The organism is Streptomyces lacrimifluminis, assembly GCF_014646095.1.
GTDB lineage: Bacteria > Actinomycetota > Actinomycetes > Streptomycetales > Streptomycetaceae > Streptomyces > Streptomyces lacrimifluminis.
In genome coordinates this window covers 1-15,402 of the sequence record NZ_BMMU01000011.1, presented here as the reverse complement: position 1 = coordinate 15,402, position 15,402 = coordinate 1, and the positions used below count along the sequence as shown (strand labels likewise).

Below are 15,402 nucleotides of genomic sequence, written 5' to 3'. Positions count from 1 at the left end.
GGGGAGGGTGAACAGGACCGGGGGCGGCAGCACGAGATGGCGGACACCAGACTGATCCAGAACCGGTACCGGCTGATCGATCTGATCGGGCGTGGCGGCATGGGGGAAGTGTGGCGTGCTCGCGACGAGTCGCTGGGGCGGCAGGTCGCCGTGAAGTGTCTGAAGCCGCTCGGGCCGCACCACGACCACTCCTTCACGCGTGTCCTGCGGGAACGGTTCAGGCGCGAGGCGCGGGTGGCCGCCGCGTTGCAGCACCGCGGCGTGACCGTCGTGCACGACTTCGGCGAGTCCGACGGGGTGCTCTACCTCGTCATGGAGTTGCTGGACGGGCGCAATCTGAGCCAGCTCCTGGAGGACAACAAGCATCATCCGCTGCGCGTCCCGGACGTCGTCGACATCGCCGACCAGGTCGCCGCCGCCCTCGCGTACACCCACGAACAGGGCATCGTCCACCGCGATCTGAAGCCCGCGAACATCATGCGGTTGACCGACGGTACGGTGAAGATCTGCGACTTCGGCATAGCGCGCCTCGGCCACGACATCGGCTTCACCTCCCGGCTCACCGGCACCGGAATCGCGATGGGCACCCCGCACTACATGTCGCCGGAACAGATCAGCGGGAGCGAGGTCGACCAGCGCAGCGACCTGTACTCCTTCGGCTGCGTTCTCTACGAACTGGCCACCGGGGTACCTCCGTTCGACCTCGACGACGCCTGGGCGGTGCTCATAGGACACCGCGACACCCCGCCCGAGCCGCCGCGCAGCCACCGTTCGGAGCTCCCCGAGTTCCTGGAGCAGGTCATCCTCGCTCTCCTCGCCAAGCTTCCTGACGAACGCCCGCGCGACGCACGGGAGTTGGCCCGCCGAATCAGCGCGGGCCGGGCCACCCCGCTGGACGTGCCGACCGTCGTCTCCCCGCAGCCCCAGCTCCGGCCCCCCGAGCCCGCCGCCCGCGAACCCCGGCTGCCGTCCTGGACCCGGGGCATGACCACCGGGCACAAGGCGACCGGCGCCGGGATCGGCACCGCACCCCCGGACCCGTCGGCCGGCCTCACCGGCGACTGGATCGCCCGCCCGGCCACCGGCCGTCCCGAGGAACCCGTACCGCAGCTGCCGCCCGCGCCCTCACCCCAGGTGCTCAACGCGCTGGCCGGGCGGCACAACGCGGGCCTTAGCCTGGGGCGCCTCGGGCGTTGGGCCGAGGCGGGCGAGGTGCATCGCGCGGTCGCCGCCGAGCGCGAACACGTCCTCGGGCCCGTCCACCCCGAGACCCTCGCCAGCCGCTACGAGGTCGGTTTCACCCTCAGCCGCACCGGCCGCGCCGCCGACGCCCTGCGCGAGTACACCCATGTGGCCCGGGAACGGGAGCGTGTGCTCGGCGCCGACCACCCGGACACGCTGGCCGCCCGACAGGAAATGGCGTACGTCCTGGGGCAGTTGGGCCGTCACTTCGATGCGCACCAGGCCTACACGGCCGTCCTGTCCGCCCGGGAGCGCACGATGGGCCCCGACCATCCGGACACCCTGCGCTGCCGCCACAACCTCGCCTTCAACCTGAGTCGCCTGGGGCGTCTGGAGGACTCGTACCGCATGGCCTGCGAGGTGGCGACGGCGCGTGCCCGGGTGCTCGGCGCCGCCCATCCCGACACCCTGGTCACGCAGTACGAAGTCGCCTACGCGCTCGGCCAGTTGGGGCGCTGGCCCGAGGCCCTCCGGACGTACCAGGAGGTCGCGGTGGCGCGTGCCGAGGCGCTCGGCCCCGATCATCCCGACACGCTCGCCGCCCGCTACGAGGTCGGGATCAGCCTCGGGCGGCTCGGTCGCAGCGTGGAAGCACTCAAGCTGTACCGCGACCTGATCGACGACCGCACCCGTGTCAACGGCCCCGCGCACCCCGAGACACTGCGCGCCCGGCACGGTCTCGGCGTCAACCTGGGCCGCCTCGACCGCTGGGAGGAGGCGCTCGCCGAGTCGCGTGACGTGTGCGCGATCCGCGAACGGATCCTGGGCGCCGATCACCCGGACACGCTGGTCAGCCGTCGTGAGGTGGCCGTCGGCCTCGGCTGGCTCGGCCGCTGGCCCGACGCCCTCGCCGAGTACCGGAGGGTCGCCGCGGCCCGCGAGCGGGTGCTCGGCGCCGATCACCCTGACACCCTCGCCAGCCGCAACGACGAGGCCCACTGCCTGGAGCAGCTCGGCCGGGGCGCCGAGGCCGTCGAGCTGTACCGGCGGGTGGCCGTGCTGCGACAGCAGCGGGCTTCCGGCCATTGAGGGCCATTGAGGACCTGCCCGGCAGGCCGGGCGGAGGACGGCTGCGGCGTGTGAGAGTGAGGGTGAGAGGGGGTGATGGGACCCCTCGCCCCTGTCAGCCGTGTCGTGCGGGCAACGTCCGACACCAAGGCAGCGGCCCCGCCGTCATCGGTTGCCGCGGTGAGGCGGTGAGGGGCGGTGACGCGGTGGGGCAGGGGGCCTGCGGGCTACGGGCCTCGTGTGGGCGACGTCGAGTGGGGAAAGGTCGGGCTGTGACGCGGCGTCGGCGCCGCAGCCGGCTGCCGTCGTGGCCGGTGACGCCGGGACCCGTGGCGGGCGAAGCCGAGCGTTGACCGGGTGTCGACGGCAACGCCGCTGGGCGAGGGGCGCCGAGCCCCTCCTCTCCCGCATGATCTGGCGGAAGGGTCCGGAGCCCCTTGGCCGTACAGCTCTGGCCCGGGTGGATCATCACGTGTTACGAAGAACCATGCCCGCACACGAGCGCCCCGACCGATCCGGCCGTCCCGATCGATACGACGCGGTGATCGTCGGCGGTGGCCACAACGGCCTCGTCGCCGCCGCCTACCTGGCCCGTGCCGGGAAGTCCGTGCTGGTGCTGGAACGGCTGGCGGGAACCGGTGGCGCCGCCGTGTCGACCCGCCCGTTCAGCGGCGTCGACGCCCGGCTGTCGCGCTACTCCTACCTGGTCAGCCTGCTGCCCCGGAAGATCGTGCGCGATCTCGACCTGGACTTCCGGGTGCGCGGGCGCACCGTCTCCTCGTACACCCCCGTGGAGCGCGACGGCCGGCCCACCGGACTGCTCGTCGGCGGCGGCGAGCGCCGCACCCGCGAGGCCTTCGCGCGCCTCACCGGAGGAGAACGTGAGTACGAGTCCTGGCAGCGCTTCTACGGCATGACCGGCCGCGTCGCCGAAAAGGTGTTCCCCACCCTCACCGGGCCCCTGCCCACCCGCGACGAACTCCGCCGCCGCATCGACGACGAGGACGCCTGGCGCACCCTCTTCGAGGAGCCGATCGGCGCCGCCGTCGAGGCGAACTTCGCCGATGACCTCGTACGCGGAGTCGTCCTCACCGACGCGCTGATCGGCACCTTCGCCGACGCCCACGACCCCTCCCTGCGGCAGAACCGCTGCTTCCTCTACCACGTCATCGGCGGCGGCACCGGTGCCTGGGACGTGCCCGTGGGCGGCATGGGCGCCCTCACGGACGCGCTGGCCGCCGCCGCCCGGAACGCGGGCGCCGTGCTCGCCACCGGCCACGAGGCAGTGCGGGTGGACACGGACGGCCGCGCCGCCGAGGTGACGTACAGGACGGCTGACGGCGAGGGCACGGTCGGCGCCCGGCACGTCCTGGTGAACGCCTCGCCGCAGGAACTGGCCGCGCTGACGGGGGAGGCGCCGCCGAACCCCGCCGAGGGTGCCCAGCTCAAGGTGAACATGCTGCTCACCCGGCTGCCGAGGCTCAAGGACACGTCCGTCGACCCGCGCGAGGCGTTCGCCGGAACCTTCCACATCGCCGAGGGGTACGAGCAACTGGCCGCCGCCCACGCCCAGGCGACGGCCGGTGACCTGCCCGCGGCGCCGCCGTCCGAGATCTACTGCCACTCGCTCACCGACCCGACGATCCTCGGCCCGGACCTCGTCGAGCAGGGCTACCAGACGCTGACCCTCTTCGGCCTGCACACGCCCGCACGGCTGTTCGCTCGCGACAACGACGCCGTCCGGGACGAGCTCCTGAAATCCACCCTCGCCCAGCTCGACGTCCACCTCGCCGAACCTCTCGCGAACTGCCTGGCCACCGACGCCGACGGACGCCCCTGCATCGAGGCGAAGACCCCCCTCGACCTGGAACGCGACCTGCGCCTGCCCGGCGGCAACATCTTCCACCGTGACCTGACCTGGCCGTACGCCCAGGAGGACAGCGGGCGCTGGGGCGTGGAGACCCGGCACGCGAACATCCTGCTGTGCGGGGCGGGCGCGGTGCGCGGGGGCGGCGTGAGCGGGGTGCCGGGGCACAACGCAGCCATGGCCGTACTGGAGACGGATGTGGGCTGAGCGCAGGTTCTGGCCGGCCTTTCGCGGGGTCAGTTCGCGGACGCCGTCCAGCCCACCGCCTCGATCCGTGCCGTGTCCCCCGGACGCGTCTCGTCGAACGCGGTGCTGCCGTCGCCGCGTACGGTCAGGCCGTCGACGTACGCTCCACGGCCGACGTACAGCCGGTCGGTCGTGTACCGCCAGCGCAGGACGAGGGCCGGCGCGGCGGGAAGGTCCGCCGAGAGCCGGTGCCAGACGCGCCCGGACCAGCCGGTGACCGAACCCGCCGGATGTTCCTGCGGGGTTCCGTCGGCGGGGGTGGTGGTGAACGGGACCGGCTGCCAGGTCGCGCCGCCGTCGGCGGAGGATTCCAGGAACAGCACGTCCGACTGTGGCTCGGTGTCCCACCACAGGGCGCAGCACAGGCGGGAGTTGGCAGTGGTGGCGAGGGGCGGGAGGGCGAGCGTCGCCGTCGCCGCGCTTGCCATGCCGGAGAACCAGGCCTTGCGTCCGTGGCGTGGACGGACCGGCACCGCACGGGCCAGGTTGTTCGCGGCGGCGACCCGGGGTGCGGAGCCGGAGCGCCAATTGCGCACGGGATGAACGGAGTTGCCGAGGACGACGAGGAAGGAGTCGGTCGTCGGGTCGAGGACGAGGGAGGTACCGGTGAAGCCGGTGTGCCCTGCGGTGCGGGGCGTGGCCATCGCGCCCATGTACCAGTGCTGGTGGAGCTCGAAGCCGAGACCGTGCTCGTCCCCGGGGAAGGCCGTGTTGAAGTCGGTGAACATCAGCTCGACCGAGGCCGGCGACAGGATCCGTGCGCTGCCGTACGCACCCCCGTTGAGGAGTGTCCGGCCGAGAACGGCGAGGTCCCAGGCCGCCGAGAACACACCGGCGTGACCCGCCACGCCGCCGAAACTGTAGGCGTTCTCGTCGTGCACCTCGCCCCACACCAGACCCCGGTCGAGCCCGGACCAGGGCGCGCGGGCGTCCTCGGTGGCGGCGATCGTCGGTTTCCAGGACGCGGGCGGGTTGTAGCGCGTGCGGTACATGCCGAGGGGACCGGTGACCTCGCCGCGGAGCTGGGTGTCCAGCGGAAGGCCGGTGATCTTCTCCAGGACGAGCTGGAGCGAGATCAGATTGAGGTCCGAGTAGAGGTACTTGGTGCCCGGCGGGTTCAGCGGCGCCTGATTCCAGATGAGTTCGAGCTTCTGCTCGTGAGTCGGGGCGTTGTAGAACGGGATCCAGGCACGGAACCCCGAGGTGTGGGTAAGAAGTTGACGGATCGTCACTTTCTCCTTGCCGGCCCGTGCGAACTCCGGCAGATACGTGGCGACCTTCCCCTCCAGTTCCAGCGCGCCCCGCTCCAGTTGCTGCACGGCCAGGATCGACGTGAACAGCTTGGAGACCGACGCGAGGTCGAACACCGTGTTCTCGGTCATCGGGATCTGCTCCGCGGGCGGGAACTCGACGCCGGTGTCCGTCTTCTCGTCGTACGCCGCATAGCGCACCGCCATGCCGATCGGCTGATGCAGTGCCACGGTGGAGCCACGCCCGGCGAGCAGCACCGCGCCCGCGTACCAGGGATGGTTGGGAGAGGAATGGAGGAACGCCTCGGCGTCCGTGACCAGTTGGTCCAGGTGCCGGGCAAGGAGACCGGCTCGTTCGGGTGAGCCGGGGCGCAGGGTCGAGCGCCGGCCTGTTGTCCGGGAGGTCGCCTCGGCCGGTCCAGTCGGGAAGGAGGCGAAGGTCAGAGCTCCGCCCAACGCCAGCGCGCGTAGGCCCAGCTGACGTCGCGTCAGTCCGCCACTCGCCGCGTCTTCCGTCATCGGGGAGCCTCCCACCGCACTGCCTGAAAGAATTCTTCGGGACCGCCCTGCGCGGTGAAACCTTCGTGTCACCCGAGGTGTGTGTCAACCGCGTGTCAGCCGCACCGGCCGCCGTGGCCAAGAATCTGACGGTGTATCAGAAAAGGTCTTCCCTCGTCCGGAGGACTGCGGCATCCTGCGGCCATGCAGACGGAGCTGAGCAAGAAACTGGGAATCGAGCACGCCGTCTTCGGTTTCACGCCGTTCCCCGCCGTCGCCGCGGCCATCAGCCGGGCCGGCGGCTTCGGGGTGCTCGGCGCGGTTCGCTACACGGCGCCGGACGACCTCAAACGCGACCTGGACTGGATCGAGGCGCATGTCGACGGCCGGCCGTACGGGCTGGACGTCGTCATGCCGGCCCGGAAGGTCGAGGGGGTGACCGAGGCCGAGGTCGAGGCGATGATCCCCGAGGGGCACCGCCAGTTCGTCCGGGACACCCTGGCCAAGTACGGCGTGCCCGAACTGGCCGAGGGCGAGGCGTCCGGTTGGCGCATCACGGGGTGGATGGAGCAGGTCGCCCGCAGCCAGCTCGACGTGGCCTTCGACTACCCGATCAAACTGCTGGCGAATGCCCTGGGCTCGCCCCCCGCCGATGTGGTGGCCCGCGCGCATGATCAGGACGTGCTCGTGGCGGCCCTCGCGGGCAGTGCCCGGCACGCGCGCAAGCACGCCGAGGGCGGTATCGACCTCGTCGTCGCACAGGGCTACGAGGCGGGCGGGCACACCGGCGAGATCGCCTCCATGGTGCTGACCCCCGAAGTCGTCGACGCCGTCGACCCGTTGCCGGTGCTCGCGGCCGGCGGCATCGGCAGCGGACGGCAGGTGGCCGCCGCGCTGGCCCTCGGCGCCCAGGGGGTCTGGCTGGGCTCCCTCTGGCTGACCGTCACCGAGGCCGACATGCACTCGACGGCGCTCACCCGGAAACTGCTCGCGGCCGGCTCCGGCGACACTGTCCGCTCCCGCGCCCTGACCGGCAAACCCGCACGTCAGCTGCGCACCGACTGGACCGACGCCTGGGACTCCACCGACGGACCCGGCACCCTGCCCATGCCCTTGCAGGGTCTGCTCGTGGCGGAGGCGGTCTCACGCATCCAGAAGTACGAGGTCGCACCGCTCCTCGGCACGCCCGTCGGTCAGATCGTCGGCCGGATGAACAGCGAGCGGACCGTCCAGGCCGTCTTCGACGACCTCACCAGCGGCTTTGAGCAAGCTGTGAACCGAGTCAACCGGATCGCGGGCCGGAACACCGACGGAAGCAGCACCGACGGAAGGGGCGACCAGTCGTGAGCGAGACAGTGAGCCAGACCGCCAACGGATTCTGGGCGCAGGCCGCCGTCGACCCGGAGCGCTTGGTCCTCATCGCGCCCGACGGGGAGCAGTGGAGCGCCGGACGCCTGCACGCCGCCACCAACCAGCTGGTCCACGGGCTGCGCGCCGCCGGACTCGAACGAGGGGACGCCTTCGCCGTCGTCCTGCCCAACGGTGTCGAGTTCCTCGTCGCCTATCTGGCCGCTTCCCAGGCCGGGTTCTATCTCGTCCCCGTCAACCACCACCTCGTCGGACCCGAGATCGCCTGGATCGTCTCCGACTCCGGCGCCAAGGTGCTCATCGCGCACGAGCGGTTCGCCGACGCGGCACGCGCCGCCGCCGACGAGGCACAGCTCCCGGCGGAGCGGCGGTACGCGGTCGGCGAGGTCGACGGATTCCGGCCGTACACCGGGCTCCTCGACGGGCAGCCCGGATCGCCGCCCGGCGACCGCACCCTCGGCTGGGTCATGAACTACACCTCGGGCACCACGGGCCGCCCGCGCGGCATCCGGCGCCCGTTGCAGGGCAAGCCGCCCGAGGAGGCGTACCTCGGCGGGTTCCTCGGCATCTTCGGCATCAAGCCGCTCGGCGGGAACGTGCACCTCGTCTGTTCGCCGCTCTACCACACCGCCGTACTCCAGTTCGCGGGCGCGTCCCTGCACATCGGGCACCGCCTGGTGCTGATGGACAAGTGGACGCCGGAGGAGATGCTCCGCGTCATCGACGCCCACAAGTGCACGCACACCCACATGGTCCCGACCCAGTTCCACCGGTTGCTGGCGCTGCCGGAGCGGGTGCGGCGGGCGTACGACGTGTCGTCCATGCGGCATGCCATCCATGGGGCCGCGCCCTGCCCCGACCATGTGAAACGGGCCATGATCGACTGGTGGGGCGAGTGCGTGGAGGAGTACTACGCGGCCAGTGAGGGCGGCGGCGCGTTCGCGACCGCCGAGGACTGGCTGAAGAAGCCCGGCACGGTCGGCAAGGCCTGGCCGATCAGTGAACTCGCGATCTTCGACGACGACGGCAACCGGCTTCCTCCCGGTGAACTCGGCACCGTCTACATGAAGATGAGCACCGGCGGCTTCGCTTACCACAAGGACGAGAGCAAGACGCGGAAGAACCGCATCGGCGACTTCTTCACCGTCGGCGACCTGGGTCTCCTGGACGAGGACGGCTACCTCTTCCTCCGGGACCGCAAGATCGACATGATCATCTCCGGCGGGGTCAACATCTACCCCGCCGAGATCGAGGCCGCCCTGCTCGCCCACCCCGCCGTCGCGGACGCCGCCGCCTTCGGCATCCCGCACGACGACTGGGGCGAGGAGGTCAAGGCGGTCGTGGAGGCGGCGCCCGGACAGGTGCCGGGGCCCGACCTGGCCACCGAGATCCTCGGCCACTGCGCGCGCCGACTCGCCGGGTACAAGCGGCCCAAGAGCGTCGACTTCATCGAGCGGATGCCGCGCGATCCCAACGGCAAGCTGTACAAGCGCCGGTTGCGCGACCCTTACTGGGAGGGCCGTACGCGGCCCGTGTGAGCGGTTGTGTGAGTTGCGCGGTGTGGACCGTGGTGGTCCCGCCCCGGCGACGGGACGGGACCACGGCGGGCCGACTGTACGTACGTCGGTCAGTCCGTCAGCTGTGCACCCGGATCACCCGCAGCGCGGGCGACGACAGGATGTCCTTCTCGCAGAACCTCGCCTTGACCCACTTCTCGGCCGAGAACAGCCGCGTCTGGTCCGCGAAGTGCGGCGAGTCGGCGTTCGACGACTGGGAGTACGTCAACAGCGTGCGGGCCACCGGGCAGCGGCTGCCGTCCCAGCCCACGGCCTGGATGTGGCTGGACCCGAACGCGTTGTCCCGGTAACCGCCGTTGGCCTTGTCCACACCGGCTCGATCTTGTTCCAGACGCCCAGGGACTCGGTCCCGCTGCCGACCGGCAGGCGCTGACCCTTCCGTACGAGGTACTGGTGGTCTCCGAGCCGGGCGTTCAACGGGATGCCCGCCGCGCGCAGCTCCGTCACCGCGTCGGCGAGGGCCCTGGTGAAGCCCGGCGCGTCCGTGTTGAGCGTGTTGGGGGTGCCGACCGGGTCCGCCGCCGAGAACGGCACCTTCCAGCGCTGCGCGGACGGCACGGCGCCGAGCAACTGCCGCCAGAACCGGGCGAAGAGCAGCGCCCCCCCGGCTGTCACTGTTCATGGTCCGATCCCAGGACGCCAGCACACCGCACGCCTGACTGACATCAACTGGCGTACCGTTGCTGCCTGTTGCTGTACCGCCCGGAAGCGCCGCGCAGGCCCGGGCCGCGTCGGCGGCGGCCAGTGCGCCCGACGTGGAACGGTTCGCGAACTGCTGCCGCTGGAGATCCGCTACCGTCAGGCCGCCCTTCGCGGCCAGCGCCGCCACATCGGCGACGGCGCCACGGGTACGCGGTGAAGCGGCAGTGCGCACCGGGCCGAAGATCCGCTCGTAGCCGGTGATCGGCCGGTCCAGGTTGGCCAGCCACGCACTGTCGTTGGAGTTCGCCCTGGACGCGGCGGTTATTGGGATCCTTCATGAACGCCGGACAGATCTGCGTGCGCGTGGACCGCGTCATCGTCGAGCTCTCCGTGGCCGAGGAGTTCACCGCACGGTTCGCCGCCCGCGTCTCCCAGCTGCCGTACGGCGTCCCGATCGACCCGGGCGACGCCATCGGTCCGTTCGTCGACGCGCGGGCCGCCGACCGGGTGACGTCGCTTGTCGGGGACGCCCTCGCCAAGGGGGCAACGATGCTGGCGGGCACAGGAAAGCCCGAGGGACCCGACACGCTCCTGCGGCCGGTCGTCCTGTCCGGCGTCACCGATCGCATGCGCATCCACCAGCAGGAGATCTTCGGCCAGCCACCGTCGTCTATGCCGTCGACGGCATTCACGACGCCGTGACCCTCGCCAACGACACACCGCACGGACTCAGCGCCGGCGTCATCACGGAGAACATCGCCACCGGTCTGGAGGTCGCCTCGCGCCGCTGCCTATCACCACCGTGACGTTGTCGACCTCGGCGCGGAAGTGGTCGCTTCCTTGAGGAGGATATCGATGGCCGCACTGGCTGGTTGGCCTGGTCACGGTGCGCCGGCGCGGGGAATCAATCGTGGCTGCCGGGCGCTCTGGCCTGTGTGAAGAAGATAGGTTTCCTTTCGTTTGGTCACTGGTCGCCGAGTCCGCATTCCAAGACCCGGTCCGCCGCGGACTTCCTGCACCAGTCCATCGACCTGGCGGCCGCTGCCGAGGAGCTGGGTGTGGATGGCGCGTACTTCCGCGTGCACCACTTCGCGCAGCAGGCGGGCAGCCCGTTCCCGCTGCTCTCGGCGATCGGCGCGCGGACCTCGAAGATCGAGATCGGCACCGGCGTGATCGACATGCGCTATGAGAACCCGCTGTACATGGCCGAGAACGCGGGCGCGGCCGACCTCATCTCCGGCGGCCGTCTGCAGCTCGGCATCAGCCGTGGCTCACCGGAACAGGTGATCGACGGCTGGCGCTACTTCGGGTACGCCCCTGAGGAGGGGGAGACCGGCGCGGACATGGCCCGCCGGCACGCCGAGGCTTTCCTGAAGGCGATCGAGGGCGACGGTTTCGCGCAGCCGAGCCCGCGGCCGATGTTCCCCAACCCACCGGGGCTGCTGCGCATCGAGCCGCACTCGGAGGGGCTGCGCGAACGGATCTGGTGGGGCTCCAGCTCGAACGCGACCGCCGTCTGGGCCGCGACGCTGGGGATGAACCTGCAGAGTTCCACACTGAAGGACGACGAGACGGGCGAGCCGCTGCACGTCCAGCAGCGCAAGCAGATCGAGGCGTACCGCGAGGCGTACAAGGAAGCGGGCCACGCGCGAGAGCCGCGGGTGTCCGTCAGCCGCAGCATCTTCGCCCTGACCGACGACGTGGACCGGGCCTACTTCGGCCGCGACCGTAACTCGCGGGACCAGGTCGGCATGATCGACGACACGACCAGGGCGATCTTCGGACGCTCGTACGCCGCCGAGCCGGACGTGTTGGTGAAGCAACTCCGGGAGGACGAGGCCATCCAGGCCGCGGACACCCTGCTGCTGACCGTCCCGAACCAGCTCGGGGTCGACTACAACGCCCATGTGCTGGAGAGCATCCTGACCCAGGTGGCACCGGAGCTCGGCTGGCGCTGAGTGTTCTGCCGCTCTGTACGCGGGTCGGCTCGGCACCGTGGTGGTCAGGCCGCCTTGAATACTAGACGGATCAGCGGGCCCGCCTACCGTGAGGTCTACATGTGGTCGGCGGCCCAGCCCGGGGTATGCCCTGCTCCACGTTCTCCGGAAAGCTGGAGATCCACTTGATGCCGTGCACGTCGACGTCACCCCCGACGGAGGCCGGCAGCGCGATGATGCGCGACGAGGGCCGGTCGGGGAATCGCAGGAAGTAGGAGTCGGGGTTGATCGTGGCGCCCTCGCCGTGCAGTCGGTAGGCGTTCTCGACGAGACGGAGGACTTCCTTCTCCTGCCCGCTGAGCACGCCGTCGACCTGGGCGCCCGAGATCACCGAAAAGGACGGAACCGGGCTCATGCGACGCTCCTGACTAGGCGCTCCGAACGAGCTGGGTGATCCGGACGGGCTGGGCGTTCCGGACGAGCGGTGGGTTCACACCTTCGAGACTCATACCTTCGAGGCTCACGCCTTCGCTGGTTCATCCCTGGGACCGGGGCGTACTCGGGGACGTGTCCTCGCCGCGCTGCACCAGGACCGAGGGCTCCGTGTGTCCGGGAGCGGGGATCGGCTCCGAGGCCGCGGCTTTCGTCCTGCGCCGCGGGCAGCCACTGCATCCAACGGGGGAGAGCCCAGGTGTTCTCACCCAACAGGGACATCACCGCGGGAAGCAGCACACCCCGCACGACGGTCGCGTCGATGATGATCGCCAGTGACATCCCGACACCGAGCATCTTGTACTCGATGGCAGACAGCGTGACGAAGATGCTGAAGACGGCGACCATGATGACGGCCGCGCTGGTCACCACGCCAGCACTCGTGGCGATACCGCTGGCGACGGCGGTTTTCGGGTCCTCGCCGGCCAGCCGTCGTTCACGGATCCGGCTCAGGATGAAGATGTGGTAGTCCATGCTCAGGCCGAAGAGCAGTACGAACATGAACAGCGGCAGCCAGCTGGTCACTCCGCCGTAAGACGTGAAGTTCAGGAGCGAACTGAGGTGACCGTCCTGGAAGACCCAGGTGACGGCACCGTAGGCGGCAGTGATCGACAGCAGGTTGAGGACGATCGAGATGATGGGGACGGCCAGCGACCGGAAGGAGACGAGCAGGAGGGTGAAGGCCACGGCTAGCACGAACGCCAGGACGACGGGTGTGGTGTCCTTCAGCGTCTTGGTGAAGTCGTACGGCTGGGCCGTCTGACCGTTCACCGCGTACTCGATGCCGTCGACCTTGCCCAGAGTAGGGGGCAGGAGGTCCTCGCGGAGGGTTTCCAGGGCGGCGTTCGATGTCTTGTCGGTCCCGGAACCGGCCAGCGGAACCTTGACCACGAGAGCGTTGCCGACCGTGGTGCTGGTGATCGAGGTGCCGATTTGCCCGTCGGTGTCGGCCGCCCGCTCGCGCAGTGAGTCGACCGCTTGGCGCACCGCCGGGTCGCCCACCTTGTCGCCCCAGACCACGAGCCGCGCCGGAGACGGATCACCGGGGAAGGCCTTGTCCATGCGGGCCACTGTTTCGACGGTGGGGTTGGTGTGCGGCATGCTGACCGTGACGGACGGATCCTGCAGGCGCATGTCCAGCGCGGGGAGCGCGACCGCCAGCAGCGCGACACCGCCCCACGCCAGCGGACGACGGACCACGGCCCTGGCCACCGCGGCCCACACCCGTGATTCTCCCGCGGCGGTGCGCCAGCGGCTCAGCCAGGGGGATCCGGCCCTTGTCGACGCGGTGGCCCAGTACGGACAGGAGGGCCGGCAGTACGGTCATGGAGCCGATCACCGTCAGCCCGACGACGATGGTGGTGCCGACGGCGAGGCTGCGGAAGCCGTCCATTCCGGTCAGGTACAGGCCGGACAGGTAGAGCATCACGGTGACACCGGAGAGCACGACGGCGTGCCCGGAGGTACGGGCGGTCACCTGGAGGGCTTCCTTGAAGTCGCGGCCCCGCTGCCGTTCCTCACGCTCGCGGCGCAGGTGGAAGAGGAAGTAGTCGACGCCGACGGCCATGCCGATCAGGAGCACCACGGAGAAGACGGTGCTGTTGATCGGGATCACATGGCCGAGTGCCTGGAGGAAACCGAGGGCGGAGAGCACGGCGGTGATCGAGAGCAGCAGGGGGACGCTCGCCGCGATCAGCGCGCCGAACACACCGACTCATCGAGCAGTCCATGCAGGAGCGGGATCGCGTCAGTCAGGGCGCGGCACCTGCGGGGTGAGCCGCTCGTGGACTGTTCCAAGCGGATGTGATGGCCTGCCCCAGTGCTACGGCGTGGTGGGCAGGTGCGGGGAGCGGAGCACGAGCAGGGTGATCTCGCTGGGGGCGAAGACGCGGAACGGGGGACCCCAGAAGCCGGTGCCGCGGCTGGTGTAGAGGAGGGTGCGGGTGCCGTGGTGGCTGAGGCCGGCGAGGGCGGGCTGGTCGAGGCGGACCAGGTGGTGAAAGGGCCAGATCTGGCCGCCGTGGGTGTGGCCGGAGAGTTGGAGGTCGATGCCGTCGGCTGCTGCCCGGTCGACGAACTTGGGCTGGTGGGCCAGGAGCAGGACGGGTAGGTCGGGGTCGGCGCCGTTCAGGGCTCCGGCGAGGTGGGCGCGGTGGCCTGCCAGGCCGGAGGCTTCGGCGGTGACGTCGTCCACGCCGGCGACCACGAGGGTGTCGCCGCCGCGTTCGAGCAGCAGATGGCGGTTGCGCAGCGGCTCCCAGCCCAGCTCGTCCATCAGGTCGACCCAGCCCTGGGCCTCGCTGTAGTACTCGTGGTTGCCGGTGACGTAGACCCGGGCCCGGGTGGCCTGCACGGTGGCGAGTGGGGCGGCCTGGGCGCGGCGGCGTTCGGCCGTGCCGTCCGCGATGTCGCCGGTGTGGCAGACCAGGTCGGCTTCCAGGGTGTTGACCGTCTCGCATACCCGCGCCGACCAGCGAGTGCGGTCGAGCGGGCCGTAGTGGGTGTCGGTGATGAGGACGACGCGGAGGCCGTCCAACCCGGCACCCAGCCGGGGGAGTTGTACGTCGAGGCGGCGCACGCGTGGCACGCGGCGGGCTTCGGCGTACCCCCAGGCGAGCAGTGCGGCGGTTGTGCCGAGGACGGCCCAGGTGACGATTCGGGCCCGGTCCTGACTCTCGCCGACGCCGGCCAAGGTCAGGACGAGCCGCAAGAGGACACCGAGCAGAACGGACCAGGTGAACAGAACCCAGCTGGCGCCCAGCAGGGTGTCACCGACGATCGCCGCCCGGTCCTTCTGGCGCCGGCCGTGGCCGCGCCCCATCGCGAGCGGCATAACGACGAGGCCGAGGACGAACAGGGCGGTGCCGCCCAGCGTGACGGGCAAAGGCCAGTGCTGGCCGGCGTATAGGAGCGCCCAGCAGGGCACGGCCCACAGCAGGACGGGGGCGATCAGGGGGAGGTAGCGCATCAGGCGGTGCAGCCGGCTCTGGTGTGGAGCTTGCACCTCGCTGTCGGCGGGTCGGGTGTCGCTGGTGTCGGTCACGCTTCCCCTCTCTGACCGCGCTGCCGTCTCGCGCACTGTATCCGGTCGCCCCGGGGCTGGTGGGAGGGGCGTTCATGGGGGGTGCCGCCTTGGGGTGAGGAGATTCCTGCGGGATGGCAGTACTCCGCGGTGACACCGTGAAGCGCTCCGGCTCTGATGGCATTGCCTCTAAGAGAGCAACTGATCTGGTTTACAGGTGATTTGTGGCGTTCGTAGTGACTGTGGCGGCGGT

10 protein-coding genes and 2 pseudogenes are annotated in these 15,402 nt (G+C 70.4%); 6 read left to right on the top strand and 6 right to left on the bottom strand.

Translation table 11 applies throughout. The annotated features are described in order from the left end of the window. Positions 1–36 precede the first annotated feature (36 nt). Both IEY89_RS17915 and IEY89_RS17910 read left to right on the top strand, forming a co-directional pair. On the top strand, positions 37–2,271 hold the full coding sequence (locus tag IEY89_RS17915; protein ID WP_189148427.1) for a serine/threonine-protein kinase: 2,235 nt from the start codon (positions 37–39) through the stop codon (positions 2,269–2,271). Positions 2,272–2,737: 466 nt separating this feature from the next. Then, positions 2,738–4,324: a phytoene desaturase family protein gene (locus IEY89_RS17910; protein ID WP_189148426.1), complete on the top strand. Its 1,587-nt coding sequence runs from the start codon at positions 2,738–2,740 to the stop codon at positions 4,322–4,324. Between the two features lie 29 nt (positions 4,325–4,353). Here IEY89_RS17910 and IEY89_RS17905 read toward each other — a convergent pair whose 3' ends face one another. Next, positions 4,354–6,132 (bottom strand): serine hydrolase domain-containing protein, encoded by a 1,779-nt coding sequence (locus IEY89_RS17905; protein WP_189148425.1) that lies wholly within the window; start codon positions 6,130–6,132, stop codon positions 4,354–4,356. A gap of 183 nt (positions 6,133–6,315) precedes the next feature. On the opposite strand from IEY89_RS17905, the gene IEY89_RS17900 reads away from it, so the two are divergent. Both IEY89_RS17900 and IEY89_RS17895 read left to right on the top strand, forming a co-directional pair. Continuing rightward, the gene (locus IEY89_RS17900) at positions 6,316–7,458 is read left to right on the top strand and encodes a nitronate monooxygenase (protein ID WP_189148424.1); all 1,143 of its coding nucleotides are present in this window, start codon (positions 6,316–6,318) and stop codon (positions 7,456–7,458) included. An 8-nt stretch (positions 7,459–7,466) separates the two neighbouring features. Beyond that, complete coding sequence (locus IEY89_RS17895; protein WP_189148628.1) at positions 7,467–9,017, top strand: acyl-CoA synthetase; 1,551 nt, start codon at positions 7,467–7,469, stop codon at positions 9,015–9,017. A 97-nt stretch (positions 9,018–9,114) separates the two neighbouring features. Here the strand turns inward: IEY89_RS17895 and IEY89_RS17890 are convergent, their stop codons facing one another. Then, a complete protein-coding gene (locus IEY89_RS17890; RefSeq protein ID WP_229695293.1) occupies positions 9,115–9,930 on the bottom strand; it encodes a penicillin acylase family protein in 816 nt (271 codons plus the stop codon). A 104-nt stretch (positions 9,931–10,034) separates the two neighbouring features. On the opposite strand from IEY89_RS17890, the pseudogene IEY89_RS17885 reads away from it, so the two are divergent. Together IEY89_RS17885 and IEY89_RS17875 are read left to right on the top strand one after the other, a co-directional pair. Continuing rightward, positions 10,035–10,504, top strand: a pseudogene (locus IEY89_RS17885) (aldehyde dehydrogenase family protein). Positions 10,505–10,633: 129 nt separating this feature from the next. Beyond that, on the top strand, positions 10,634–11,656 hold the full coding sequence (locus tag IEY89_RS17875; protein ID WP_189148422.1) for an LLM class flavin-dependent oxidoreductase: 1,023 nt from the start codon (positions 10,634–10,636) through the stop codon (positions 11,654–11,656). Positions 11,657–11,771: 115 nt separating this feature from the next. On the opposite strand, the pseudogene IEY89_RS17870 reads toward IEY89_RS17875, so the two are convergent. The 4 genes and pseudogenes from IEY89_RS17870 to IEY89_RS17860 all read right to left on the bottom strand — a co-directional run. Then, positions 11,772–12,050, bottom strand: a pseudogene (locus tag IEY89_RS17870) (2,3-diaminopropionate biosynthesis protein SbnB); the annotation flags it as partial. After that, positions 12,047–13,189, bottom strand: coding sequence for an MMPL family transporter (locus tag IEY89_RS40695; protein WP_229695292.1), 1,143 nt, complete (start codon positions 13,187–13,189; stop codon positions 12,047–12,049). The gene IEY89_RS40695 and the pseudogene IEY89_RS17870, both read right to left, overlap by 4 nt. Beyond that, complete coding sequence (locus tag IEY89_RS40690) at positions 13,167–13,835, bottom strand: MMPL family transporter (protein ID WP_229695291.1); 669 nt, start codon at positions 13,833–13,835, stop codon at positions 13,167–13,169. Before IEY89_RS40690 ends, IEY89_RS40695 begins: the two co-directional genes overlap by 23 nt. A gap of 114 nt (positions 13,836–13,949) precedes the next feature. Continuing rightward, the gene (locus IEY89_RS17860) at positions 13,950–15,170 is read right to left on the bottom strand and encodes a metallophosphoesterase (protein ID WP_189148421.1); all 1,221 of its coding nucleotides are present in this window, start codon (positions 15,168–15,170) and stop codon (positions 13,950–13,952) included. Between the last annotated feature and the right edge of the window lie 232 nt (positions 15,171–15,402).

Coding starts and splice junctions, on each gene's coding strand:
- IEY89_RS17915 (WP_189148427.1), top strand. CDS start 37: ATGGCGGACACCAGACTGATCCAGAACCGGTACCGGCTGATCGATCTG.
- IEY89_RS17910 (WP_189148426.1), top strand. CDS start 2,738: ATGCCCGCACACGAGCGCCCCGACCGATCCGGCCGTCCCGATCGATAC.
- IEY89_RS17905 (WP_189148425.1), bottom strand. CDS start 6,132: ATGACGGAAGACGCGGCGAGTGGCGGACTGACGCGACGTCAGCTGGGC.
- IEY89_RS17900 (WP_189148424.1), top strand. CDS start 6,316: ATGCAGACGGAGCTGAGCAAGAAACTGGGAATCGAGCACGCCGTCTTC.
- IEY89_RS40695 (WP_229695292.1), bottom strand. CDS start 13,189: ATGGACAAGGCCTTCCCCGGTGATCCGTCTCCGGCGCGGCTCGTGGTC.